At 68.0% G+C, this 24,959-nt stretch carries 26 protein-coding genes; 18 read left to right on the top strand and 8 right to left on the bottom strand.

The genetic code is table 11. The annotated features are described in order from the left end of the window. Window positions 1-3 precede the first annotated feature (3 nt). The 8 genes from ACFVVI_RS10085 (at window position 4) to ACFVVI_RS10050 (ending at window position 7,498) form a co-directional block, all read left to right on the top strand. Window positions 4-1,017, top strand: coding sequence for a hemin ABC transporter substrate-binding protein (locus ACFVVI_RS10085; RefSeq protein WP_387444959.1), 1,014 nt, complete (start codon window positions 4-6; stop codon window positions 1,015-1,017). Window positions 1,018-1,048: 31 nt separating this feature from the next. After that, a complete protein-coding gene (locus tag ACFVVI_RS10080) occupies window positions 1,049-2,170 on the top strand; it encodes a FecCD family ABC transporter permease (RefSeq protein WP_378991835.1) in 1,122 nt (373 codons plus the stop codon). Continuing rightward, window positions 2,167-3,030 carry a heme ABC transporter ATP-binding protein gene (locus ACFVVI_RS10075; protein ID WP_387444957.1) on the top strand — a complete coding sequence of 288 codons (864 nt, stop codon included), beginning with the start codon at window positions 2,167-2,169 and terminating at the stop codon, window positions 3,028-3,030. The genes ACFVVI_RS10080 and ACFVVI_RS10075 overlap by 4 nt, the downstream gene beginning before the upstream one ends. A gap of 199 nt (window positions 3,031-3,229) precedes the next feature. Further along, window positions 3,230-3,562 carry a VOC family protein gene (locus ACFVVI_RS10070; protein ID WP_378991837.1) on the top strand — a complete coding sequence of 111 codons (333 nt, stop codon included), beginning with the start codon at window positions 3,230-3,232 and terminating at the stop codon, window positions 3,560-3,562. 81 nt (window positions 3,563-3,643) lie between these two features. Continuing rightward, on the top strand, window positions 3,644-4,219 hold the full coding sequence (locus ACFVVI_RS10065) for a TetR/AcrR family transcriptional regulator (RefSeq protein ID WP_378991838.1): 576 nt from the start codon (window positions 3,644-3,646) through the stop codon (window positions 4,217-4,219). Window positions 4,220-4,288: 69 nt separating this feature from the next. Next, window positions 4,289-5,077 carry an SDR family oxidoreductase gene (locus ACFVVI_RS10060; RefSeq protein WP_387444955.1) on the top strand — a complete coding sequence of 263 codons (789 nt, stop codon included), beginning with the start codon at window positions 4,289-4,291 and terminating at the stop codon, window positions 5,075-5,077. A gap of 87 nt (window positions 5,078-5,164) precedes the next feature. Further along, window positions 5,165-6,259, top strand: coding sequence for an asparaginase (locus ACFVVI_RS10055; protein ID WP_387444954.1), 1,095 nt, complete (start codon window positions 5,165-5,167; stop codon window positions 6,257-6,259). Window positions 6,260-6,547: 288 nt separating this feature from the next. Beyond that, window positions 6,548-7,498 (top strand): pentapeptide repeat-containing protein, encoded by a 951-nt coding sequence (locus tag ACFVVI_RS10050; RefSeq protein ID WP_387444953.1) that lies wholly within the window; start codon window positions 6,548-6,550, stop codon window positions 7,496-7,498. 170 nt (window positions 7,499-7,668) lie between these two features. On the opposite strand, the gene ACFVVI_RS10045 is transcribed toward ACFVVI_RS10050, so the two are convergent. The 3 genes from ACFVVI_RS10045 to ACFVVI_RS10035 are packed head-to-tail and all read right to left on the bottom strand — an operon-like array spanning window position 7,669 to window position 10,663. Beyond that, window positions 7,669-9,747 (bottom strand): MMPL family transporter, encoded by a 2,079-nt coding sequence (locus ACFVVI_RS10045; RefSeq protein ID WP_378991843.1) that lies wholly within the window; start codon window positions 9,745-9,747, stop codon window positions 7,669-7,671. A gap of 19 nt (window positions 9,748-9,766) precedes the next feature. Beyond that, on the bottom strand, window positions 9,767-10,300 hold the full coding sequence (locus tag ACFVVI_RS10040; protein ID WP_378991844.1) for a hypothetical protein: 534 nt from the start codon (window positions 10,298-10,300) through the stop codon (window positions 9,767-9,769). A 6-nt stretch (window positions 10,301-10,306) separates the two neighbouring features. Beyond that, complete coding sequence (locus ACFVVI_RS10035) at window positions 10,307-10,663, bottom strand: hypothetical protein (RefSeq protein WP_378629053.1); 357 nt, start codon at window positions 10,661-10,663, stop codon at window positions 10,307-10,309. Window positions 10,664-10,831: 168 nt separating this feature from the next. Between ACFVVI_RS10035 and ACFVVI_RS10030 the strand changes: the two genes are divergently transcribed. The 3 genes from ACFVVI_RS10030 to ACFVVI_RS10020 are packed head-to-tail and all read left to right on the top strand — an operon-like array spanning window position 10,832 to window position 13,177. Further along, on the top strand, window positions 10,832-11,839 hold the full coding sequence (locus ACFVVI_RS10030; RefSeq protein WP_387444952.1) for a YncE family protein: 1,008 nt from the start codon (window positions 10,832-10,834) through the stop codon (window positions 11,837-11,839). Beyond that, window positions 11,839-12,090, top strand: coding sequence for a DUF5703 family protein (locus ACFVVI_RS10025; RefSeq protein WP_378652767.1), 252 nt, complete (start codon window positions 11,839-11,841; stop codon window positions 12,088-12,090). Before ACFVVI_RS10030 ends, ACFVVI_RS10025 begins: the two co-directional genes overlap by 1 nt. 7 nt (window positions 12,091-12,097) lie before the next feature. Next, on the top strand, window positions 12,098-13,177 hold the full coding sequence (locus tag ACFVVI_RS10020; protein ID WP_387444951.1) for a quinone-dependent dihydroorotate dehydrogenase: 1,080 nt from the start codon (window positions 12,098-12,100) through the stop codon (window positions 13,175-13,177). 4 nt (window positions 13,178-13,181) lie between these two features. Here the strand turns inward: ACFVVI_RS10020 and ACFVVI_RS10015 are convergent, their stop codons facing one another. Beyond that, on the bottom strand, window positions 13,182-13,577 hold the full coding sequence (locus ACFVVI_RS10015) for a hypothetical protein (RefSeq protein WP_387444950.1): 396 nt from the start codon (window positions 13,575-13,577) through the stop codon (window positions 13,182-13,184). Window positions 13,578-13,804: 227 nt separating this feature from the next. On the opposite strand from ACFVVI_RS10015, the gene ACFVVI_RS10010 reads away from it, so the two are divergent. The 3 genes from ACFVVI_RS10010 (at window position 13,805) to ACFVVI_RS10000 (ending at window position 18,005) form a co-directional block, all read left to right on the top strand. Beyond that, a complete protein-coding gene (locus ACFVVI_RS10010; RefSeq protein ID WP_387444948.1) occupies window positions 13,805-15,283 on the top strand; it encodes a PfkB family carbohydrate kinase in 1,479 nt (492 codons plus the stop codon). 80 nt (window positions 15,284-15,363) lie between these two features. Beyond that, complete coding sequence (gene ribA / locus ACFVVI_RS10005; RefSeq protein ID WP_378991850.1) at window positions 15,364-16,050, top strand: GTP cyclohydrolase II RibA; 687 nt, start codon at window positions 15,364-15,366, stop codon at window positions 16,048-16,050. Between the two features lie 131 nt (window positions 16,051-16,181). Then, window positions 16,182-18,005: an AMP-dependent synthetase/ligase gene (locus ACFVVI_RS10000; protein WP_387444946.1), complete on the top strand. Its 1,824-nt coding sequence runs from the start codon at window positions 16,182-16,184 to the stop codon at window positions 18,003-18,005. A gap of 54 nt (window positions 18,006-18,059) precedes the next feature. On the opposite strand, the gene ACFVVI_RS09995 is transcribed toward ACFVVI_RS10000, so the two are convergent. Together ACFVVI_RS09995 and ACFVVI_RS09990 are read right to left on the bottom strand one after the other, a co-directional pair. Beyond that, the gene (locus ACFVVI_RS09995; protein ID WP_387444944.1) at window positions 18,060-18,587 is read right to left on the bottom strand and encodes a YbhB/YbcL family Raf kinase inhibitor-like protein; all 528 of its coding nucleotides are present in this window, start codon (window positions 18,585-18,587) and stop codon (window positions 18,060-18,062) included. Window positions 18,588-18,608: 21 nt separating this feature from the next. Further along, window positions 18,609-19,970, bottom strand: a complete 1,362-nt coding sequence (locus ACFVVI_RS09990) for a M20/M25/M40 family metallo-hydrolase (RefSeq protein WP_378991853.1) — start codon at window positions 19,968-19,970, stop codon at window positions 18,609-18,611. Between the two features lie 141 nt (window positions 19,971-20,111). Between ACFVVI_RS09990 and ACFVVI_RS09985 the strand changes: the two genes are divergently transcribed. Next, on the top strand, window positions 20,112-21,068 hold the full coding sequence (locus tag ACFVVI_RS09985) for an endonuclease/exonuclease/phosphatase family protein (protein WP_387444943.1): 957 nt from the start codon (window positions 20,112-20,114) through the stop codon (window positions 21,066-21,068). Here ACFVVI_RS09985 and ACFVVI_RS09980 read toward each other — a convergent pair. Continuing rightward, window positions 21,065-21,805, bottom strand: a complete 741-nt coding sequence (locus ACFVVI_RS09980) for a helix-turn-helix domain-containing protein (protein WP_387444941.1) — start codon at window positions 21,803-21,805, stop codon at window positions 21,065-21,067. The two genes, ACFVVI_RS09985 and ACFVVI_RS09980, sit on opposite strands and share 4 nt — an antisense overlap. 254 nt (window positions 21,806-22,059) lie before the next feature. Between ACFVVI_RS09980 and ACFVVI_RS09975 the strand changes: the two genes are divergently transcribed. Beyond that, entirely contained in the window at window positions 22,060-22,878 is an 819-nt protein-coding gene (locus tag ACFVVI_RS09975) for an alpha/beta fold hydrolase (RefSeq protein ID WP_387444939.1), read from the top strand. 50 nt (window positions 22,879-22,928) lie between these two features. Further along, the gene (locus ACFVVI_RS09970; protein ID WP_387444938.1) at window positions 22,929-23,336 is read left to right on the top strand and encodes a hypothetical protein; all 408 of its coding nucleotides are present in this window, start codon (window positions 22,929-22,931) and stop codon (window positions 23,334-23,336) included. Between the two features lie 72 nt (window positions 23,337-23,408). Here the strand turns inward: ACFVVI_RS09970 and ACFVVI_RS09965 are convergent, their stop codons facing one another. Further along, entirely contained in the window at window positions 23,409-24,020 is a 612-nt protein-coding gene (locus ACFVVI_RS09965) for a TetR/AcrR family transcriptional regulator (RefSeq protein WP_387444936.1), read from the bottom strand. Between the two features lie 65 nt (window positions 24,021-24,085). Here ACFVVI_RS09965 and ACFVVI_RS09960 point away from each other — a divergent pair, with 65 nt between their 5' ends. Then, window positions 24,086-24,934: an alpha/beta fold hydrolase gene (locus tag ACFVVI_RS09960; protein WP_387444934.1), complete on the top strand. Its 849-nt coding sequence runs from the start codon at window positions 24,086-24,088 to the stop codon at window positions 24,932-24,934. The last annotated feature ends 25 nt before the right edge of the window (window positions 24,935-24,959 follow it).

Genomic DNA, 24,959 nt, shown 5'->3' with positions numbered 1-24,959 from the left:
TTCATGAAACTGCGTGGTGTGCTGACGGCGATGCTCGCGGCGACGGTGCTGACCGGCGCCGTCGCTTGCACCGCAAGCAATCCTGCATCGACTGCCAATTCCGGTGGGCCGGTGACAGCCCAGCTCGCCGACCTCGACCCCGTACCGATCGGACCCGCGCCGAGTCCGCGATTGCCGGTGACGGTGCAGTCCCATGACGGCACCGACGTGACGATCACCGACACCTCGCGGATCATCGCCGTCGACCGGTACGGCACCCTCGCCCAAACCGTCTGGGCGCTCGGCCTCGGCGCGAACCTCGTCGGCCGCAGCACCTCGGCTTCGTTCCCCGCCGTCGCGTCCGTGCCCAATGTGGCCGGTGGCAACGGCAGCCTCAGCGTCGAAGCGGTCCTGAACCTGCGCCCGTCGGTGTTCCTCACCGACACCACCAGCGCGGCCCCCGCCGTGCGTGAGCAGCTACGCGCAGCCGGGGTGACCGTCGTCTACTTCGACCCCGAGCGCAGCATGGACGGCGTCGTCCCGCAGATCGAGGCCGTGGCCACCGCACTGGGCGTTCCCGAGGCGGGCAAGCAGCTCGGCGCGCGCACCCACGACGAGATCGCCGCCGCGACCGCCCGCGTGCCGAAGCAGGATCCACAGCCCAAGATCGCGTTCCTGTATCTGCGCAGTGCCGCGATCACCATGATCGCCGGACGCGGCTCGGGCGCCGATTCGCTGATCACCGCGATCGGTGGCGTGGACGCGGGCACCGCCTCCGGGGTGAACGAACCGTTCGTGTCCATCACCAGCGAGGCGATGATCGCCGCCGCGCCCGATGTGTTGCTCGTGATGTCGGACGGGCTGAAATCGGTGGGTGGCGTCGAGGGACTGGAGAAGGTGCCCGGCATCGCCCAGACTCCGGCGGGCCGCAATCGGCGCGTGGTCGACATGTCCGACGCGGTGATCCTCAGCTTCGGCCCCAACACCGGCCGCGTCGTGTCCGCGCTGTCCGACGCCGTCTACGGCAAATCGGCATGAGCGATCAGCAACCGTGCCGGGTGGACACCGCATGAGCGAGGTGCCCGACCTGACCGAGTCCGCGAACGCCCCGCGGATCACCGACTCCACTCCTGATCCGCTGCCGCCCACCGCGCACCGGGCCACGCGCGTGACCGTCGTGTTCGCGGTCGCGCTGCTCGCCCTGCTCGTGCTGGCCGTGGTGTCGGCGGTGCTCGGGCAGGTCCCCACGACCGCCGCCGAGGTGCTCGGCAGCGTGGCGCACCGGATCGGCCTCGATATCGGGCCCCTGCCCGCGCATCCGGCCGGTGAGGTGACGCTGTGGGAGGTGCGGTTCCCTCGCGTGGCCCTGGCCGTCCTGGTCGGCGCCTCGCTCGCGACAGCGGGTGCGTTGCTGCAGGGCGTGTTCGCCAATCCGCTGGCCGAACCCGGCGTCATCGGGGTGTCGGCCGGCGCGGCGGTCGGGGCGGGTACCGTGATCGTGGTCGGCGGCGCGTTCGTCGCCGCGTGGTCGGTGGCAGCGGCCGCCTTCGTCGCCGGTCTGATCACCACCGCGCTGGTCTACGTGCTGTCGAGGTCGGGCGGTCGCACCGAAGTGGTGACCCTGATCCTCACCGGTGTCGCGATCAACGCCTTCGCCGGCGGGTTGATCGCGCTGCTGCTGTTCGTCGCCAGCCCCGCCGCGCGGGATCAGATCGTGTTCTGGCAGCTCGGCAGCCTCAACGGCGCCACCTGGCAGTCGGTGGCGGTGGTGGCGGCGCTGGCCTCGGTCGGCATCCTGGCCGCGATTCTCATCGCACCACGCCTGGATCTGCTCGCGCTCGGCGATTCCGCGGCCCGCCACCTCGGTGTCGACGTGGAGCGGCTGCGCAGGCAGGTGATCGTGGTGGTCGCCGTGCTCACCGCCGCGGGCGTGGCGTTCAGCGGCATCATCTTGTTCGTCGGCCTGATCGTGCCGCACCTGGTGCGCATGATGGTCGGCCCCGGCCACCGGGTGCTCGTCCCGCTCAGCGCGATCGTGGGCGCGGTGGTGCTGCTCGGCGCCGACGTCGTCGCCCGCACGCTGGTCCACAACGCGGACCTGCCACTGGGCATGCTCACCTCCCTGATCGGCGGCCCGTTCTTCTTCTGGCTGCTGCGCCGCACCCGTGCCCGCGCAGGAGGTTGGGGATGACCGACACCACCCGCGAGCGCCGCGCATCCTGGCGTTCGCTGTTCGCACGAACCCCCGACGTGCCCACGCGCCCGGAGCTCGGCACCGTCACCCTGCGCGCCACCGGGCTCACCGTCGAGCGGGGCACCCGTACCGTCCTCGACGAGGTCGACTTCCAGGTCGCGGCCGGAGAGATCGTCGCGCTGGTCGGCCCGAACGGTGCGGGCAAGTCCAGCCTGCTCGCCGCGCTCGCCGGCGAACTCGAGCCCAGCGCAGGCACGGTCAAACTCGAAGGCCACGCGCTCTCGCACTGGACCCCCGCCGATATGGCCCGCCGCCGCGCGGTGCTGCCCCAATCGCACGCCGTGGGCTTCCCGTTCACCGCGCGTGAAGTCGTCGCCATGGGCCGCGCCCCGTGGCTGCACACGCCCGCCGCCGGCGACGACGACGCCCTCATCAGCGCGGCACTGGCCGCCACCGACGTCACCCACCTCGCCACGCGCGTGTTCCCGTCGTTGTCGGGCGGCGAGCGTGCCCGGGTGGCCCTGGCTCGCGTTCTGGCCCAGGACACCGCCACCCTGCTGCTGGACGAACCGACCGCGGCCCTCGACCTCGGTCACCAGGAAGCCGTCCTGCGCTTGGCCGCCACCCGCGCCGCCGAGGGCGCCGCTGTGGTCGTCGTGGTCCACGACCTGGGGGTCGCCGCCGCCTACGCCGACCGGGTCACCGTCTTGGACGCGGGACGCGTCGCCGCCGACGGCCCCCCGCGCGAGATCCTCACCCGCGAACTGCTCACCGCCGTTTACCACCACCCCGTCGACGTCTTCGACCACCCGACCACCGGCGCCCAACTCGTCTTGCCCGAACGCGGTCACGACTGACGCAACGGGTTCGTCCTGATCGAACGCGACCGTGCCGAGGAAGCGTCGACACGCGGGCCTCGGCAGCGACGGAGGGCTGAGCGGGGCTGAGTAGGCTGGGCGCCGAGGTCATTCGTCCACCGCGGTCACCATCGCACACGACGATCGGTCCACTCGTCGCTCGCGAACGTGGCTCGCTCCTATCGCAAGAGGAGATCCGATGAGCCCCACCATCGCCAGCGTCGTCATCCCCGTATCCGATCTGGCCGCGACGAAAGCCGTCTACACCACCCTCTACGGCGAACCCCACACCGACGAGCCGTACTACGTCGGCTGGGCAGTCGGAGACGTCCAGATCGGCCTCGACCCCAGCGGTGACGTCACGGCGGGTCCGGTCGCCTTCGCCGGAGTCGACGATGTGGACAAGGCCAGAGCAGCGGCGATCGCCGCGGGCGCGACCGAACGGACCGCCCCGCGCGAAGTCAGCCCCGGCGCCCGTATCTGCGTCCTGGAAGACACCGACGGCAACGCTTTCGGCATCATCGGCAAGTAGCGCACGAGATCGTGGCACGCACGGCCACGATCTTTCGCCCGAGTTATTGACCTAGAGGTATAGAACGTCTACCGTCGAGACATGGCCAGGCCCCAGAACTTCGACACCGACACGGTCCTCGACCGCGCGATGGACCAGTTCTGGACCCACGGCTACGCCAACACCTCCCCCGCACAGCTCGCCGATGCCACCGGCATCGGGAAAGGCAGCCTGTACAACACCTTCGGCAGCAAACGCGCCCTGTTCGACATCGTTCTCGACCGCTACGGCCGACTCGGCGTGGCCATGGCCGAGGACTACATGTCCCGGCCCGGAACCACCCGCGAGTGTCTGCGCGAATACCTGCGCGCCGCGGTCGATCTCGACATGGCCTCGCCGACCCGGCGCGGCTGCCTCGCCGTCAACACCGCGGCAGAACTCGGCGGTCACGACGCGGCAGCCACCGCGGTGTTGCGCGGCATCGAACAACGCATCGTCGCCACCCTGGCAGCCCGTATCGACCAGGGCCGCCGCGACGGCGACGTCGACCGTGAGGTGGACCCGAATTCGATTGCGGCCCTGTTGTTCACCACCAGCGCGGGTCTGCGTCTCATGGCGAAGACCAACGATGCCGCCCAGCTGTACCGCCTCGTCGACGTAGCGCTGACCACCCTCTGAAACCCTCGTTCCCGCCAGCACTTTCCGCATGCCCTAATTATTGACCTGTAGTTCAAGAAAGGTACGAGCATGGATCTCGAACTCACCGGCAAGACCGCCGTCGTCACCGGAGCCTCACGCGGCATCGGTCTGGCCGTCGCCGAAACACTCGCTGCGGAGGGCGTGCGTGTCGTCGGCGCCGCACGCACGATCACTCCCGAGCTCGACAAGGTCGCGGCCGCGACGGTCGCCGCCGATCTGGGGACCGCGCAGGGCGTCACCACGGTCATCGACACCGCACTGGAGGAACTCGGCGGCATCGACATCCTGGTCAACAATGTCGGCGGCGGCGACCCGGATCGGCTCACGCTGGCCGGGTTCCTCGACACCACCGACGACCAGTGGCACCACTTCCTCGACATCAACCTGTTCAGCGCGATCCGGGCCACCCGCGCGGCGCTGCCGAGCCTGCTCGATCGCCGCGGCACCATCATCAACGTCTCGTCCATCAACGCGCACCTGCCCGCGGTGGGCCCCACCGGCTACAGCGAAGCCAAAGCCGCCCTCACCTCCCTCGGCAAACGGCTCAGCGAGGAGTTCGGCCCGCAGGGCGTGCGGGTCAACACCGTCTCCCCCGGCCCCGTCGGCACCAGGATCTGGCGCGACGAACACCGCATCGGCGCCAAACTGGCTGCCGCCCAAGGCATCTCCCACGAGCAACTGCTCGAGGCGCTGCCCGAACAGTTCGACATCGCCTCACGCCGGATCTCCGAACCCGACGAGGTCGCCGCGCTGATCGCCTTCCTCGCCTCGGCCAAGTCCGCCAACATCCTCGGCGCCGACGTGGTGATCGACGGCGGCATCATCAAGACGATCTGATCTGGCCCGCGCGGTACCTCGGTATCAGATCGAGGTACCGCGCGGGAGTGATGTGGTCAGGCACGTGGCGTTCCTAGCGTGAGTGACATGCCCACAGTCTCGAAAATCGCCGCCACGATCGCTCTCGCCGGAACCGTCGCCGGTGCCGGAATCGGTGTCAGCTCAGCCGACTCCGCACCGGCCGGTGCCGCGCAACGAGTCGCGGTGATCGGCCTCGGCGGCACCATCGCAGGCACCTCCGACCGGCGCACCGACCTCGAAACCTATCGGCCGGGCACCCGCCCGATCGCCGAACTCGTCGACTCGCTGCGCCCCGAAATCGGTGACGTCGCCGCCGTGACCACCGAGGACTTCGGGCAGAAGGGATCCGGCGAATACACCGTCGCCGACCTCTACGACCTGGCGCAGCTGGTCGAGCGTCGCCTCCGAGACCATGATTCGGTCGTGGTCAGCACCGGTTCGGCCACCATGGAAGAACTGAGCTACTTTCTCGACCTCACCGTGCGCAGCACGAAACCGGTGGTCGTGACCGGGGCGATGCGACCGTGGACCGCGATCGGCAGCGACGGACCGATCAACCTGTACAACGCGATCCGCCTCGCGGCGAGCAACCGCACCACCTGCTTCGGCACCGTCATCGCCCTCAACGAGCAGATCCTGCCCGCCCGCGACGCCACCAAAACCGACTCGACCCGCGTACACACCTTCACCACCCACGAATACGGCGACCTCGGCACCATCGACCAGGCCGGAATCCGCGTGCAACGCGCCCCCGCCCGCATCCGGCACTGCGACGACCCCGCCCGCTGGACGACCCCGTTCGACCTCACCACGATCCCCCGCGACACCCTCCCCCGTGTCGACATCGCCCACAGCTACCTCGACGCCCCCGCCGAGCCCATCACCGCCGCCGTCGCCGCGGGCGCCAAGGGCATCGTGTTCGCGGGCACTCCGTCTCCGAGCCAGGCGAGCGCCGCGATGACGACCAAGGGCATCGCCCTGGTCGCCACCAACGGCTACGGCGCGGGGGCGATCACCGTGGACCCGAGTATGGGCGTCGTCAGCGGCGGCGACCTCGCACCCAAGAAGGCGCGCCTGCTGCTTCTGCTGGCACTGGCCACAACCGCCGACCACGACCAGATCGTGGCCTGGTTCCGCGATTACGGCAATCAGCAGTTCTGATCAGGATGCGATCGTGGTCGGTGCGGTAGGCCGCCCGGCGGGGCCGCTCTTGCGCACAGGACCTACGGGCGCAAGTGATCGAAATCCCGTACAGGTGGGCAAGCCGATCAGATCCGGGCACCGAAGCACAAAGGGTGAATCGTGGTACCAACCAGATGCGCTTCGGAGGGAGTACCGATGCCTGTGCAGAGCACGCCATCACCACGACGGCGCGGCGTAACTGCCCACCGTGGCCGATCACTACGGCCGCCCGCGCCGCCTGCAGCGACGCCGCCGTGGTTCAGGCGTGTGGTGCGCAACCTGTTCGAATGGCCAGGCTGGACGAAACTCGCGGCAATGACCACCACTGTTGCCGCGATCGCGGCGCTCTGGTTCACCAGCCAGTCGTTGCGTGCGACCGACAACCAATACAGCTTGTCCCAACAGGTGGCGGTGACCGGCCGCTTCCAGAACGCAGTCGAAGCGCTGACCTCAGACAAAATCGATATCCGCTTGGGCGGCATCTATCTGCTCGAACGGCTTGCGAAAGATTCACCTGCCGACCAAGAGACGGTTTTCGAGGTGCTCTCCGCGTTCGTGCGCACCCACACCACCGCTTCGGCATGTGAAATCCCCACCAGGAACACACCGGCTCCAGTCGATATTTTCGCGGTGGTGACCGTGATCAACAGACGTACCGGTAGCGGGCCACTCGACCTGGCCAAGACCTGTATGTCTGGCATGGACCTGAGGAAGGCGAACCTGACCGGGTCGTCCTTCGACTCCGCGAACCTCACCGAGACAGTGTTCTACTCCGCGAACCTCACCGATGCCTGGTTCAACGGAGCGAACATCACCCGTGGAGGCTTTTCCTTCGCGAATCTCACTGAAGCCGACCTCGGCGGTACAAACCTCACCGGTTCGTTCCTGAACCAGGCGAATCTCACCGATGCCTGGCTCGGGCGCGCGAATCTCACCGATGTTTTCATGGAAGGCGCGAATCTCGTCGGCGCCGGCCTCATCGAGGCAGATCTGACCGGCGCAGACCTGACCAGCGCGAATCTCACCGGCGCTCAACTGACCGGCGCGAACTTCACCGACGCTGACCTGACCGGCGCGAACCTCACCGGCGCAGACCTGACCGGCGCGAACCTCACCGGCGTTCAGCTGACCGACGCGAACCTCACCCAGGTCTACTACGACGACACCACGCGGTGGCCCGTTGGATACGCACCGCCGAACAGCCGCCCCAATCGCTAGACGAGCGTTCGAAGACGACTGTCTACCGAGCCTGTCCGGGCCACAGCTGCCTGACAACATATGAAGGGTCCTCACCCGACTTCGACTCGAGTGAGGACCCTTCTCTCAGATAGTCACTGGGCTCACTGCAGCTCCTCGAGTCCGCACCGTCGGCCCCCTGGTCGAACCTGCTATTTCCAGATGATCTTCAACAGGGCTGGGGTGAGCACCATTCGGATGATCGTGGCGTCGATGATCAGGGCCACGATCATCCCGTAGGCGATGTATTTCATCAGCACCAGATCCGAGAAGCCGAACGCGCCGGTCACCACGATCAGGATCGCGGCCGCCGAGGTGATCACCCCGCCGGTGTGGGCCACGCCGTAGCGGATGGATTCGGCGGCATCGGCGCCCGCGGCCCGTTTCTCGGCGATCCGGGACAGCAGGAACACCTCGTAGTCGGTGGACAATCCGAAGATCACCGTCACGATCAAGGCCACTACCGCGAACATCAGCGGTCCCGGCGTGAACTGGAATGCCCCGGACCCGTGCCCTTCCACGAAGATCCAGGTCAGCACACCCAGGGTCGAGACCAGGCTGAGCGCGCTCATCGCGACGGCCTTCACCGCCAGGATCACCGACCGGAACGCCACGATCATCAATGCCAGCGCCGCCGCGATCAGGATCGCCAACAGCAGTGGCAACCCGTCGATCAACCCGTTGATGCTGTCGCGTTCGAGCGCGGGGATGCCGGCGACCATCACCTGCACGCCCGGTGGGGCGGGCAGCGCACGCAGTGCGTCGATCACGCGGTCGGCGTCGCGTTTGTCGCCGAGCCCGGCGGAGAGCACGTTGACGTTGTCCTTGGTCGCCGCCGCAGGTTCGAACCGCCCGGTCAGTCCGGGAACCTGATTGGCCTCGAACCGGATATCGCTCAACTGCTGGGGTGAGGCACCGACCACGATCAGTTTCAGCGGTTCGGTGCGAAAACCGGGAAACAGGTGATCGAAATCTTCCTGGGCCACCCGCGCGGGGTTGTCGGCAGCCAGGTATTTCTCGCTGATCCCACCGAACTCGATGTGGCGCAACGGAATACTCAGCGCGAGCAGTCCGAGCACGATCGGGATCACCACCGCCCACGGCCGTCGCATCGCCCACTGCGCCAGCCGGGAGAAGAACCCGGCATCGATCTCGGCTTCGGTCTTGCTGCGCGAGAAACGTTTCCAGCCCAGCCAGTCGATCCGGTGGCCGGCGATACTCAAGGCGGCGGGCAGCGCGGTGACCGACAGCAGCGCCGCCAGCATCACCGCGGAGATGCCGCCGTAGGGCACCGAGCGCAGCACCCCGTTCGGGAAGATGAACAGCGCACCGAGGCTCAAAGCGATGATCGCCGCGGAGAACAGCACCGTGCGCCCCGCCGTGGCGACGGTCCGCGCGGTCGCGTCCTCGACCGATCGCCCGGCCGAGAGTTCCTCTCGGAACCGGGTCACCGTGAACAGTCCGTAGTCGATCGCCAATCCGAGCGCGACCAACGTCATCACCGCGCTGGCGAACACGTTGACCTCGATATGGGCGGTGAGCACCCGCAAGATCCCGGAGGTGCCGAGGATGGTGAGCCCACCGATCAGCACCGGCAGCAGTGCGCCGATCACCCCGCCGAACACGAAATACAGCAGGATCGCCACGATCGGCAAGGCGATGATCTCGGCGCGCTTGATGTCGTGCTGCATCCCGATATTGATGCCCTCGACCACCGGCTGCAGCCCTGCCAGCTGCACTGTCGTCCCGCCGGGCCCGGCGCCGGGGACATCGGCGTGCAGATGGGGTTTCAGCGCGAGGTAGTTGTTGACCGTCGCGGTTCCGCCGCCCCCGGCCAGCCCGATGCTGGCGAACGCGTGCTGTTTGGTCGGGTCGGAGGCATTGGCGGAGAAAGGGCTGTCCCAGTAGCTGTCGATCTTGTGGATGCGCTCACCGTGCTGTTTGCGCAGGTCGGCCAGCGCGGCCGTCACCGGTCCCCGGACGGCGGGATCGTCGACAGTGGTGCCGGGTGGGGCGGTGTAGATGACGATCAGATCGCCGTCGGTGTCGCGGCCGAAAATGTCATCGGCCAGTTTGGACGCCGCCACCGACTGACTCGACTCGTCGAACCAGCCCTCCTGGGTGTAGCGGTCGGCGAGGTCGCGACCGAACCACCCCGAGATCAGCACGGTCAGCACGAAGAAGCCGAGCACGAGGAATCGGTGGCGGTAGACGAACCTGCCCCACCGCATGGATCGAGATTCGCGCATCTCAGCCGCAGGCGGCGGTGCGGTAGTCGGCCGAGCGCAGGATGCCACACAGGTCGGTGCGCGAGATCTTCCACTTACCGTCGAGCAACACGAAATGCACGATGGTGGTGCGCACGTTGGTGCCCGAACCGTCCTTGTCCAGGCGCATGGTGGCGGTGAGTGTGCCGTCACGGTTGTCGAAGACCGGGTCGACGACGCCGTACACCGCGTGGGGGTTGTCGCGCAGCGCCTTGTACATGTCGGGGATGGCGTCGGAGAACGCGGCGCCGTCTTCGATCAGTTCGGTGCGTTCGACATCGGGCAGGTTGGGGTCGAGCGCGCGTTTGATCTGCGCGTCGAGCTGTTGGGCGGTCGGCAGCGGCACATTGGCCTTGCTGGCCGAGGTCGCGACGGAGGAAGCGAGGGAGGCGTTGGCCGAAGACCGTGCGGCGTCGACCGAGGCCTCGTCGGTGGTTCCCGCGCACGCGGCGAGGGCGACGAGGGCCGTGAGGCAGGCGGTGGCCGCAGCGGCCCTGGCGGAAAGTGTGGAAGACATCACCATCTACATACCATCAATGACGGCACTGATCCGTCCCAGGATGGCGCGAACTGTGGAGATGTCACTGGTTGCGGGCGCCTCGACAGGGTCGGCGTCGAGGAGTAGATCGCGCACGAAGGCGCTGACGCTGCGTTCGTCGCCGAGGTCGATGTCGGTCACCTGCGCCTGGGCTTGGGCCACCACGTCGTCGGATCTGGGCACCGCGTCGCCCAGGTCGGCGCGATAGATCTGCACCGTGAGGGTGGCGCGGTGAGTGCGGAAGGCGAAGGGGTGACCGTCGTCGGTGGTGCCGAAGCCGTGGGCGAACGGTCCCACAGAGATGTCATCGATGCCGAAACCCGCCGGTGTCCGGTCGGTCATCGTGGGGATCTCCTGCCGTTGCATGGCGATCAATTGCTCGACACGTCAACAGTAACGCGCGTCACCGACAGCTCCGACGCCAGATACCCGGTCGGAGCTACTGGTGAGTCATCATGGTCAGATGGTGATCAAGGCAGTCACCTCGTGCGGATTGAAGGAGTTCGGTGCATGCGCCCTCGTGGCTCGGTCGCCTCTGCGTTGGTCGGCGCGGCGGTTTTGGTGGTACTGACCGGGTGCAGCGGTGAAGACGGCGGTCCCGATGTGCCGACCAGGGCGCCCGCGACCGCGGCGGTCTCGCCCGCCGCGGTCGATCCCGCGGGGCGGGTCTTCACCGCGGCCGCGACCAAAGCACTGCTCGCCGAACGCTCGACCGGTCTGCTCGCCGCCCTCGATACCGCGGGCACCACGCTGTCGCTGATCGACCCCGCCGCACCGGCAACCTCACGCGCGGTCGCCCTCCCTGCCGCCGGCGCGTCACTGGCCCAGGGCAAGCCCGGCGAAGTCCTCGTCGCCGCCCCCAACCGGGTTCTGCGGGTGGATGCGGGCACCGGCGCGCTTACCGAGACCGCTGTCGACGGTGACGTGCACAGCGTGCACACTCGCACCGACGGCACACTCGTCGTCGGCACCGCCGACGGCACCGTGCGCGAACTGAACGCCGACGGCACCGTCACCCGCACGATCACCGGTCTCGTCTCGGCCGACGCGATCGCGGTGACCGGCGAGAACATCACTGTGCTCGACCGCAAGCAAACCGCCGTCGTCGCGGTGCGCGAGGACGCGCTCGGCCTGATGCTGCGCGCTGGCGACGGCGCCACCAACGCCATCACCGACCCGCACGGCCGCATCATCGTGGCCGACACCGCGGGCGGTGAACTGCTGGTCTACTCGGCCGGTCCGCTCGTGCTGCGCCAGCGTTTCCCGGTATCATCATCGCCTTACGCGCTCGCTTACGACTCGCGGTCGGAGCTGGTGTGGGTGAGCGCCACGCTGAGCAACGAGGTCGTCGGCTACGACCTGTCGACCGGCATCGGTGTCGAGGTGGCCAGGCTGGCGACACTGCGCCAACCCGACGCGATCACCGTCGACGAACGCACCGGCGACCTGTTCGTCGCCTCGGCCGCGGGCGATGGCCTGCAGCGGATCGGCGTGCAAGAGCAAAAGAGAGGGCAGTGATGGCCACACCTCGCAATGCGCGCTCGGCGTTACCGCCGAGCTGGGAAACCAGCAACGACGACTACGAATACGTGCCCCTGCGGCTGCCACCCGAGGTCAACCGTGTCACCGCCTCGATGCGACTGGCCATCCAGGCCGAATTCGGTGGCTGGGAGTTGTCCCGGGTGCGCGCCTACACCGACGGCAGTCGCCGGGTGCTGTTGCGCCGCCGCAAGAATGCCGTCCTGCCTGTGCCCGAACCCGGATTGTGAGCCGACCATGTACGCCCTCCTGTTACGCCTGATGTTCCTGATCCCGCCGGAGCGGGTGCATCACCTGGTGTTCGCCGCGCTGCGTTTCGCCACCTGGTTCCCGCCGACGCGCTGGCTGGCCCGCAAGCTCACCGTGGTGGGGGATCCGATCCTGGCCACCACCGCGTTCGGTGTCGACTTCCCCGCGCCGCTGGGTCTGGCCGCCGGTTTCGACAAGAACGCCGACGGCGTGAATGCCTGGGGCACACTGGGTTTCGGATTCGCCGAGATCGGCACGGTCACCGCGCATGCCCAGCCCGGCAACCCCGCGCCGCGACTGTTCCGGCTGCCCGCCGACCACGCCCTGATCAACCGGATGGGTTTCAACAACCACGGTGCCGCCGCCGCGGCCGCTCGCCTGCACGGCGCGCGCCCCACCGTCCCGATCGGCGCGAACATCGGCAAGACCAAGGTCACCGAACCCGACGCCGCCGCGGGCGATTACGCGACCAGCGCCCGATTACTCGGTCCGCTCGCGGACTTCGTCGTCGTCAACGTGTCCTCCCCCAACACCCCCGGCCTACGTGACCTGCAGGCCGTGGAGTCGCTGCGCCCGATCCTGCAGGCTGTGCTCGACAGCGTGTCGGTACCGGTCCTGGTGAAGATCGCCCCCGACCTGTCCGACGACGACATCGACGCCGTCGCCGACCTCGCGGTCGAGCTGGGTCTGGCGGGCATCGTCGCCACCAACACCACCATCCGCCGCGACGGCCTGGCCACCCCGGCCGCCGAGGTCGAAGCCATGGGCGCGGGCGGGCTGTCGGGCGCCCCCGTGGCGGAACGTGCGCTGGAGGTCCTGCGCCGCCTCTACACTCGCGTCGGCGATCGGGTGGTCCTGATCTCGGTGGGCGGCATCGAAACCCCCGAGCAGGCCTGGGCCCGCATCCTTGCCGGGGCCACTCTGCTGCAGGGCTACACCGGGTTCATCTACGGTGGCCCCTTCTGGACCACCCGTGTCCACCGCGGCATCGCCGCCAACCTGCGCGCGGGTGGCTACGCCCGCCTGTCCGACGCCGTCGGCGCCGAGCACCGCGCCCACTCGGCCTGAGTTCTCAGCCGTAGTTCGCCTGGGGCGCCCGGTCGTCGTGCATCGATCGGGCCGGGCGTAGCCGGGACAGTTGCGCCGGTGGATCGTGCAACGACTCCTCTGCTGGCGCGTCGTCGCCGTCCCGGCGAGCGTCGATGCGCTTGGCGAGCTTGATCAGAGCCTGCTGCCAGATGATGCCGAGCAGATCGGCGCGGGCACTGATCTCGGCGTGCGCGAGCCGGTCGTGCACCGCGGCGAGGTCGCTGACGAGTTCGTCGAGCTCCATGCCCGCCCATGCCTGCTCACGGGTCAGGGTGTACTCGGGCAACCAGCTCAATCGCCAGCCGCCGGTGTCGGTTCGCTGGGCGAATTCCGGCGTGCGGTCGCTGCGTAACGTGTCGTCTGTGCCATGAATAACCATCGCGGACCTGCCTTCCCCGGCGGGGCGCTGCGCCCTCCCCGAGCGTCTGGCGGGGCATCCACTCCCCGTAATCCAGTGTGGCATTTGCCAATTGTCTTGGTCAATTGCCATTGTTAGTAGGTAATTGCCGGATTTCGGGCGTGGCAAACCCGGCATTGTGGCGATCGCAGTGCGGCGTCCGCCCCGATCGGGTGCGCGCCGGCCTCGACAAGTGGACGGGAGGCAGCATGCCGATGGTTCCCCAGGACGCCCGCGTCGCCGCGATCCGCTCCATCCTGGCCAGGCTGGGCAAGTACGCGGGCTTGAACGCAGAACGCCTGCGCCACACCGAGATCGACGCTGCGCCGCTGCTAGAGCTGCTGTCGGTGCGCCGGCACGCACGGCGTACCGGCGCCAGTGTCGAGGCCTCGATCCTGCCCGTGGTGCGCGAGGTCACGCAGTGGCTGGCGCCGACGGACCGGCTGATCGTGGACGCGGCACTCTCGCTCGGGCTGTTCCGCGACCGCTCCGGCGTGGGTGTCGATGTCGAACGCCTGTACGCAGACAACCTCGGGGAACGTCGAGAGGCCTTGACCGAGCAGTGGATCGCGCTGCACACCCTGCTCGATGTCGACCCCGTTCCGGAGGCTCCCACCGTCAAACGGTTGCGTACGGTCTCCGAACACAACGCCTTCACCGCGCTCGCCGGGCTGCTCGCCACCGATTCCGGCTATCCGATGGCCGGACCCTCCGTCGCCCAAACCACCGCCGTGCCCACGCAACGCGGTGTCGTCACGGTCTTCGGTGACGCCGTCATCGATCACCTCTACCGGGTCGACTCCTTCCCGGCCGCCGACAACGCGGCCAGCGGCAGCTTTACCGGGCACCCCGGCGGCAAAGGGCTGAACCGGGCGGTCGCCGCAGCCCGTCTCGGCATCGGCGTGCATCTGGTCTGTGCCGTCGGCGGCGACGAATACGGCCGTCGCATCCTCGAATTCATCGAATCCGAACGCGTCCACCTCGACCTGGTCAAAGTTGTTCCGTTCGCGACATCGCTGGTCACCGCCGTGGTGATCACCCCCAACGGCGAGAGCCGCATCATCGGCTGCCGTGACAATCGCGTCCAGCTCCAAGACGAAGACCTCCACCGTCCCGAACTCCGCGCCGCCCTGGAAGCCTCGGATGCGGTGATCCTGAGTTTCGAACCGCCACCTTCGGTGATCGAGCAGGTGCTGTCGATGGTGTCGCAGATGCGACCCAAACCACCCGTTATCGTGTGTCCGACACCGGCCATGCCGGTGCCGCAGAGCCTGTATCGACATCTGGGCGCGGTCGACTACCTCGTCGGCGCGGCCGCGGACCTCGACGCGCTGCTGCCCGATGTATCCGCCGAATCCGCCGCCGATATCGCCCGGCTGTTGCGCGGCCTCGGAGTCGGGACCGTGTGCACAGTCGAGAACTTCCGGTGTGTGGTCGCCTCCGACACGATCGAGACAGTCATCGACCATTTCCCGCAGGTACTCAAGGCCTCGGTCGGTGCCGCCGCCGCCTTCACCGGCGCGCTGGCCTATCGTCTCGTCAATTCCGGAACCCCGCTCACCGCAACTGATTTCGTGTGGGCGACCGCGGCGATGATTCCGACCCAGAATCTGGGCGCGGTGGCGGTGTCGATGCCGAGTGCCGAGGAGATCGACCGCATCGTGCGCCTGTACGCGCCCCCGGCCTGATCCGGGGGTAAGGTCGCGACATTCAGCTCACGCCTGTCCGGCATCGGCGCCTTGTCGCCCTGTCCACGCACGGAGGATCGTTGACCATTCTGTCGTTCGGCGGTGCCAGGACCGGGGAAACCGGTGCCGATACCGCACACCGACTGGGTCGCCAGGGCAAGCAGCTACCGATTCGGGTGATCGAGATCCCGGACCGCGACGACGGCGGGCACCTTTTCCTCTTCGGCGAGCCCCGCGACGGCTGCCTCGTGCGGGTGCACTCGCGATGCCTCTACGGCGAGGGTCTCGGCTCCGACGACTGCGACTGCGGCGGGGAGCTCACCGAGTCGATGGACCGCATCCAGGCCGAGGGCGCCGGTGTGCTCGTCTACCTCGAACAGGAAGGTCGCGGGGCCGGCCTGATCTGGAAGGCCCGCGGCTACCGGGAGAGCGAACAGTCCGGCACCGACACCTTCGACAGCTATCGGCGCCTCGGCCTCGACGCCGACACCCGCCGCTACGAGCCCGCCGCGCACGCTCTGCGCGACCTCGAACTCACCCGGGTCCGGCTGCTCACCAACAACCCCGACAAGTGCCGGGCGCTCACCGAGGCCGGGATCACCGTCGAGCCCGTCGCCCTCACGATCGCCTTGCACTCCCCGCGCGGCAGGCAATATCTGCAGGCCAAACGGCGCCACCGCCAGCACACCATCCCCGCCGATCCGCTCGCCGACGAGCAGCGATCGGAGCGGGCGCGGTCGTGGTGGCGACCACGAGGTCGCCGGTAACCCCCCTCGTAATCCCGTATGTCCGGTTACGATAAGTGAGCCACGCCACTGTTGCCGCCCCTGTCTCGAGACAACGAGGCAGTTTCGCTCGCATTGGCTCGGCGTCCAGCTCGGCCTATGGGAACAGGGATATGACAGACATCGGTTTCGCGCACGCATCCGGGGTCACGGTGCACACCGTGCCCGCCGCCTTCCAGCAGACCGCCGCGTTGCGGCCCGACCAGATCGCCTTGCGCACGGTCGGTGGCACCCAGGAGATCACCTGGGCCGAATATGCGACGAGGGTGCGCGCACTGGCCGCCGGGTTGGCGAAACTCGGTGTGCGTCACGGTGACGCGGTCGGCATCATGCTCACCAACCGACCCGAGTTCAACCTGATCGACACAGCCGCCCTGCACCTGGGCGCCATCCCGTTCTCGGTGTACAACACCAGTTCCACCGAACAGATCGCGCACGTGTTCGCCAACGCGGGCAACACGGTGGTCATCACCGAGCAGGCGTTCCTCGACACCATCCGCGCCTCGGGCGCCGAGATCGAGCACACCGTCATCGTCGACGGCACCGCCGAGGGCACCGTCACGTTGGCCGAGCTCGAATCCGATCCCGCACCGGACTTCGATTTCGACGCGGCCTGGCAGGCGGTCCAGCCCGGCGACCTGGCCACCCTGATCTACACCTCCGGCACCACCGGCCCGTCCAAGGGCGTCGAGCTCACCCAGAGCAATGTGATCGCCCAGGTCGTCGGCCTGGTCTCGGGTCCGCTGCCGGTCGGTTTCGACGACCGCGCGGTGTCGTATCTGCCCGCCGCGCACGTCGCCGACCGCATCTCCGCGCATGCCATGAGCCTGCTCACCGGCATCCAGATCACCACCGTCACCGATCCGCGGGAGATCGCCGCCGCTCTGCCGGACGCCCGTCCGACGGTGTTCTTCGGTGTGCCGCGGGTGTGGCAGAAGATCAAGGCGGGGATCGAGAACAAGCTCGCGGTCGAGCCGAGCCCGGTCAAGAAGGCACTGGCCAACTGGGCGATCGGTGTCGGCGTCGCGCAGGCCAAGGCGAAGCTGGCCGGTGAGAGTTCGCTGGTACTCGGCGTGCAGCACAAGATCGCCGACACGCTCGTGCTGGCGAAACTGCGTGAGGCGCTCGGGTTCGCGGAGCTGAAGTGTGCGGCCTCCGGTGCCGCGCCGGTACCGCCGGAGACCCTCGAGTACTTCCTCGGCCTCGGCTTCGCCGTCACCGAGGTGTGGGGGATGTCGGAAACCGCGGGCGTCGGCACCTACACCGAACTCGACAAACCGCGCCCGGGCTCGGTCGGCCGGGTGATGGACGGGTGCGAACTGCGTCTCGACGCCGATGGTGAAGTGCTGCTGCGCGGCCCGATCATCACCCCCGGCTACCGCAACATGCCCGACAAGACCGCCGAGGCGATCGACGACGACGGCTGGCTGCACACCGGCGACATCGGCACCCTCGACGCCGACGGCTACCTGCGCATCGTGGATCGCAAGAAGGAACTGATCATCAGCGAAGCGGGCAAGAACATCGCCCCCTCCAATATCGAGAACGCCATGAAGGCGGCCTCGTCGATGATCGGCCAGGCCGTCGCGATCGGCGAGGCCCGCGCCTACATCACCGCCCTGATCATGCTCGACCCCGACGTCGCCGCATTGCGCGCCAAGGACTTCGGCGCCACCGACGCCACCCACGCGGAACTGGCCCGGCGCAAGGAGATCGTCGACGAGGTCAGGGAAGCGGTGCTCGCGGGCAACCGCAAGCTCTCGCGGGTGGAGCAGATCAAGCGTTTCGTGATCGTCGAGAACCTGTGGGAGCCCGGCGGTGACGAGCTGACACCGAAGATGTCGCTCAAGCGCACCCCGATCTCGAACAAGTACGCCGAGACCATCGCCGAGCTCTACGCCGCGACCCCGCCCGAGCATGTCGTCAACGTGAAGTAGTTGCGAAAACGGCGGTGGCCCTGGAAGTCTCAGGGCCACCGCCGTTGCGCGTTCTCAGTTCTGTTCGTAGGTCCCGATCAGGGTGGCCCTGGCCAGCGTGTGGAAGAACAGGTTGAACCCCAGGTAGGCGGGCGTGGCGTCGGGTCCGACCTCGAGTTCGGGCACGTCGACGGCGTGCACGACCACGAAATACCGGTGTGGACCATGGCCTTTCGGCGGACCCGCACCGACGAAGCCGGGAAAACCACCGTCGTTGCGCAAGCTCACCGCACCAGCGGGCAGGCTCCCGCCTTCGCTGCCCGCACCGGTATCGAGGGTGGTGACCGATGCCGGAATATTGGCCACGGCCCAGTGCCAGAACCCCGACGCGGTCGGTGCGTCCGGGTCGTACACCGTCACCGCGAAACTCTGCGTGCCCTCGGGGAATCCGGACCAGCTCAGCTGCGGCGAGATGTCCTTGCCGCCGGCACCGAACACTCCCGACACCTGATCGTTGGCCAAGGGCTGACCATCGGTGATGTCGGCGGAGGTAACGGTGAACGAGGGCACCTGCGGCAACGCGTCATACGGGTTGTAAGTCATCGAGGACCTTTCGGGTCGAGGTCAGCTGTGCAGAAGGAAGTGTTCCAGCACCCGGGTGCCGAATTCCAGTGATGCCACCGGCACCCGCTCGTCCACCCCGTGGAACAGGGCGGTGAAGTCCAGCTCGGGAGGCAGCTGCAACGGTGCGAAACCGAAGCAGCGAATCCCCAAGCGGGCGAACGCTTTCGCGTCGGTGCCACCCGACAGCATGTAGGGCACGGTGCGGCCGTCGGCGTCGTGGGCCAGGACCGCGTCGTTCATGGCGTCGACGAGGTGGCCGTCGAAGGTGGTCTCGTAGGAGTCGAGTTTGGTGATCCATTCCCGCTCCACGTCGGGTCCGATCAGCTCGTCGACCTCACGTTCGAACGCCGCCTGCCGTCCCGGCACCACCCGGCAGTCGACCACGGCCTCCGCGGTCTGGGGGATGACGTTGGCTTTGTACCCGGCCTGCAGCATCGTCGGATTCGCGGTATCGCGCAGGGTGGCGCCGATGATGCGCGAGATGGTGCCCAGCTTGGCCAGCTGACCTTCGATATCGGGTCCGTGCGGGTCGAACGCCAGCCCGCTCTCCTCACTGACCGCGGCGAGGAACTCGGCCACCGAGTCCGACAGCACCACCGGGAAGGTGTGGCGGCCCAGGCGCGCGACAGCTTCGGCGAGGATGGTGACGGCGTTGTCCTCGTGCAGGAACGACCCGTGCCCGGCGCGGGCCTTGGCACGCAACCGCATCCAGCCCAGGCCCTTCTCCGCGGTCTCCACCAGGTAGAGCCTGCGTTCGGTGCCGTCGGGGCGGGGCACGGTCAGCGAGAACCCGCCGACCTCACCAACGGCCTCGGTGACACCGTCGAACAGGTCGGGCCGGTGCTCGACCAGCCACTGCGAGCCCCATTTGCCGCCGTTCTCCTCGTCGGCCAGGAACGCGAACACCAGATCGCGCGGCGGAACCGTGCCCTCGGCCTTGAACTGGCGGGCCAGCGCCAGCGTCATCCCGACCATGTCCTTCATGTCGATCGCGCCGCGCCCCCACACGTAGCCGTCGCGCACCGCGCCCGAGAACGGGTGCACGCTCCAGTCGGCGGCCTCGGCGGGCACCACATCGAGGTGCCCGTGGATCATCAGCGCCCCGCGGCTGGAATCGGCGCCCTTCAACCGCGCGAACACGTTCCCGCGCCCGGGCGCACCGGATTCGACGTATTCGGTCTCGTAACCGACCTCGTGCAACTGCTGTGCCACCCACTCGGCGCACGCACGCTCACCTTTGGTGGTGGACAGCTCGCCGGTGTTGGAGGTGTCGAACTGGATCAGCTTGCTGACCAGCTCCACCACCTCGTCTTCCGCGCGGGACCGCCCGTTCGAACCAGAATTCTCGCCAGATGCCGACACGTCCCCTTTCCTACCACCATTCGCGCACCCGTCGCGCCACCTGCCGCCCTCAGGACCCTTGCGCCGCTGCTCGCGCGCCGAACTCGGCGTGAGCAGAACTAGGAATTCGCCTGCGTCCCGGTGGCGTGCTTGGCTGTTGTGATGCGAGCGCAGGTTGTCCGAGTCGGTGTCCGCGTGCTGGCCGGTGCCGCGACGGCGATCGGCGCTGCCGGGGTCGCCTTGCATTTCATCCGCTGGCCGCTGGAGCCGCTCGTCCTCGCGGCTTCGGGGGCGCCCTATCTGATGGGCGGTGCGGTGCTCGGCGTCGCCGGTTTCACGGCGACCAGGCAGTGGATCGCGACCGGTGTGGCCGTGGTGGTGGCGGGCGCGGGGATCGCGACACAGGTGCCGCTGTATGTCGCACAGAACGGTGGTCGGGGACAGCCGATCGTGGCGATGCAGGCCAATCTGCTCTTCGACGGTGCCGATCCGCGGGCGCTCGTCGACCAGGTGCGTGCGCGCGACATCGCCATTCTGACCGTCAACGAGCTCACCCGCGCGGCCGTGGCGAGCTTGTCGCAGGCCGGCCTCGACGAGTTGCTGCCCCACCGCTACCTCGCACCGGGCCAGACTGCCAGCGGTACCGGTATCTGGAGCCGATTCCCATTGTCGGACACCGTCGAATACGACGGCTACGTCCTCAATCAGATCTCGGCCACCGCCACCGTCCCCGAGCTCGGCCCGGTCGCGATCTACGCCTTCCATCCCGTCCCGCCCGTCTACGACACCGGTGTCTGGGCCGACGAGCTCGCCCGCTTGCACGAGATCCTGCGCCTGTCCCCCACCGATCGCCCCGTGATCGCCGGCGGCGATTTCAACGCCACCTACGACCATGCCCGCTTCCGCGCCCTGGCGTCGGGGCGTTTCGCCGACGCGGCGGTCCAAGCCGGCGCGGGTCACCTGGTCACCTACCCGACCGACAAGGTCATCCCGCCGCTGGTGGGCATCGACCATTTCCTGCTCGCGAATGCCCGCGCCACCAGCGTCGAAACTGTCGCCGTACCCGGCGCCGATCACCGAGCGCTGGTGGCCCGGATAGTTCTCACAGCCCAGGGTTAGGCCCCGGTATTCAGCTCGCGTTCGGCGCTGCGTTCGGCCAGGCGCACTCGCCACTGCTCCATGGCCTGGCGCAGTGCCGCGCCGACGATGGCGACGAACTCGGCGGATTGTTCGAAGCGGGCACCGGCCGGGGTATCGGGGCCCAGGATCTCGACGCCGCGCCGGGTCATGGCCGACAACGAGTTCTGCATCTGCACCGAGGCGACGAGGTTGCGCAGCCAGATGTCGTCGTCGACGAGGTAGCGCTCGCGCCGTTCACCGGGAACCAGTTCGCGGCGCAGCATGCCCTGCTGTTCGAGAAAGGCGACCGCGTTGGAGATCGAGGCCGGGCTCACGCGTAGTCGCGCGACCAACTCGGCGGCGGTGAGCGCTCCGGAGTCGGTGATCTGCAGGCAGGCAAGCACTCTGGCTTCCATCCGGGGCAGACCCTGTTCGATGAGCAGCGCGGTGAACGATTCGGTGAAGTCGGCGACCGCGCGGGGGTCGCGCCCGTAACCACCGTCGGGGATCGGTGGCGCGAGCGGTTGGGCCTGCTTGTGGCGGCGTGCGCGCTGCTGGGTGGCTGCCTGCGCGCGTTCGGCCCGGTAGTCGTCGGGTCCGCCGTTGCGAGTGACTTCGCGCATGATCGTCGAGGCCGGCCGGCCGAGCGCGCGCCCGATCTCGGCGTAGCCGAGTCCGTCCGCGAGCCCCGCGGCGATGTGCTGACGGTCCGCGTCGGTGAGTCTGCCTCCGGGCATCGCTGCTGGTCACCTCTCTGTCGACCGGTACGAAGCGGGTGGCCCGCACCACGCCCAGTATGCATTCACCTTCATTTCATTGCAAAGCGCAACGCACGAGCCCGTTGCATTCACGCTCATTGTCATTGCACTATCAGCGCTTTATCGTTCTCTACCACGCATTTTCACTCAAGTTGACTGTTGACAGATGAGTGAACGCAATCTACCTTTTAGTCATCAGTAAATGCCGAACACCGCAACGCAAGGACACGACAATGACTTCCTCGAACCCCACCAGCACCGTCGCCCCCTGGACCGGCATGGTGACAATCGACGACACCGAACTGGCCGTCACCGACACCGGCGGCACCGGAACCCCGGTGGTCTACCTCAACGGCCAGTTCGCCACCCAGGGCTACTGGCGCCGAGTCATCGCCGACCTCGGCCCCGGCTACCGTCACATCACCTTCGACGAGCGGGCCCGCGGCAAGTCCAAGAAGTCGGCCGACTACTCCTTCGACACCTGCGTGCGCGATATCGACGCGATCCTCGCGGCCAGAGGTGTCACCGAGAAGCCGATCCTGGTCGGCTGGTCCTACGGTGCCTACCTCGGGGCGCACTGGACCAGCCGCAACCCGGCCGGCGCGCTCGGCGCGGTCCTCGTCGACGGCGCGTTCCCCTACGACTGGCTCGACGAGGCGATGGAGCAGCGCATCCGCAAGCTGTTCAAGCGGCTCAGCTGGGTGCTGCCGCTGGCTCGCCCGACCGGGCTCGCGCCCCGTTTGACCGCACAGCAGCAGGCCGACAGCAATATCGAACTCGGCAAGCTCTCCAGCGTGAGCGCACTGGGTCCGGTGCTGAATGCCATCACCGTCCCGGTGCGGTATGTGGTCGCTTCGGGAACCTCGTTCGGCAGCCGTGGCGACGAGCAGGAGAAGATCCGCGCCGGACTGGACGCGGTGCTCGACAGCAACCCCAACATTCGCGTCAGCGCCAAAGTCGCCAGCAACCACGGCGCGATCCTGCGCAAGGATTTCCGCGCCATCGCCGACGCCGTCCGTGAGATCGAGACCACCGCCTCGATCACGCGCTGACTCGGTACCGATTCCCTTCCCCCACAAACAGAACCCCAAGGAGAAACACCATGTCTGTCACCCTCACCGCCCAGGAAAAGATCACTGTGCGCACCGCCGCATACGGTGCGGTCTCCCTGCTCGCCGCCGCGGGCGGGGCTACCGGCAAGCCGCACAAGATCGCCACCACCGGCACCATCGCGCTGTCGTCGGCGACCGGCGTGGTCGGGCACGTGCTGGCCGAGAAGTCCGGGCGCATCGCACTGAGCGGCTCTTCGGTCGCCGAACTCGCCGATCAGATATTGCCCGCACTCACCGCGGCGATGAGTCTGCTCGGCCGGTACGACCCGGTGGAGGCCGAGAACTTCCGCAACACCATCGCCGTCGCCCTCGACACCGCCCAGCTCTACCAGACTCGGCCCAACCCGACGATGGTCGACATGACTCGCAAGATCACCGGAGCACTCGCCGCCGCGTGATGCGATACCCACTCGCGCAACCACAGCCGTGTCACAGGGCCCGTGACACGGCCACCGTGGTGTGCCGGGTGATCACCGATCGACGACAGCGCCCTCGCGCGCGGCGAGCACCATATCCACCCGCGCCTCCATCGCCTGACCGGCCGCACGCAACGGTTCGGCCGAACGTAGTGTGCGGCCCAGAATGAATGCCCCTTCCAGCGCGGCCAACATCGCCAAGATCAGCTCGCGTGCCACGTCTTGCCCGACGCCGCGTTCGACGAAATACCGTGTGCCCTGGTCGATCCAGTCCCGCACGACCTCCGCGGCCACCTCCCGCAAAACCGGTTCGCTGTCGGCGATCTCGCCCGCGACGGTGCCCACAGGGCACATGTTCATCCACCCCGACTCCTCGAGTGTGCGCGCGGCGTCGTCGAACGCGGCGGGCACGGCCACCCGCAGATCCTCGTGCGGGTCCATCAGCAGCGGTAGCAGCTGGATGTAGGCCGCGCCGGTGCTGCGCAGCGCCTCGGCCGCGATCTGCACTTTGCCCTGCGGAAAGTGGTGGTAGAGCGACCCCATCGGCGCCTCGGCGGCGGCGGTGATCTGTTTGACGGTGATCGCGCTGTAGCCGTGGACACGCATCAATTCCGCGACCGCGGTCACCAGTCGCTCGCGGGTACTCGTTGACATCTGCTCGCTCACTCCACCAGACTAGAGCAAACACGCTAGAGCAAACGCTCTAGCCGTGGAGGGCAAGGGAGGATGTCATGGCGACCGTCGAACTCGATGCGGGCCGGATCCACTACCGCGAACACGGCGAAGGACCCCCGGTGGTCCTGCTGCACGGACTGTTGATGAACCACACGGTCTGGGACTCGATCCTCGACCACCTGCCCACCGGCTTCCGCTACGTCCTGCCCGACCTACCACTGGGCGCCCACCCCGAACCCCTGCGCCCGGGCACCGACCTGAGCTTGCGCGGCCTCAATCAGCTCGTCGCCGACTTCCTCGCCGCACTGGACCTGCACGACGTCACCCTCGTGCACTCCGACTGGGGCGGGGCCCTGTTCCTCACCGCCTACGGCCTCGACGAACGAGTCGGGCGCTTGATCATTTTCCCCAGCGAAGCCTTCGACAACTTCCCGCCCGGCCTCCCGGGCAAAACCGCCACGCTCGCCTCGGCCCTGCCCGGCGGCATCACCCTGGCCTTGCGCCAGATGCGCATCGGCTGGCTGCGCCGCAGCCCCGTGATGTTCGGCTGGATGGCGAAAACTCCCCTCCCCGACGCCCTGGTCCACGCCTGGACCGAACCGGGCCTGCGTGACCCCCGCATCCGCGCCGACCTGCTCGCCTACACCCGCTCCGGCTTCGACAAGCGCGAACTCGTCACCAACACCGAAGCCCTGCAGCACTTCTCCGGCGAAACCCTTGTCCTGTGGTCGTCCGCGGGCAAAGTCATGCCCCGCTCCCACGGCCACCGCCTGGCGGCGCTGATTCCCCGTTCCCGCCTGGTCGAAATCGACGACGCCTACGTTTTGTCGATGCTCGACCAACCTGCCACCGTCGCCACCGCGATCACCGAATTCCTCGCCACCTCCCGTGCCACCCGGGCGTGACCTACATCACTGATCGATCCTGTCA

It is taken from the genome of Nocardia sp. NPDC058114, assembly GCF_042884695.1.
Lineage (GTDB): Bacteria > Actinomycetota > Actinomycetes > Mycobacteriales > Mycobacteriaceae > Nocardia.
The sequence above is the reverse complement of the archived record's forward strand: the minus strand, read 5'-3'. Positions and strand labels throughout refer to the sequence as shown.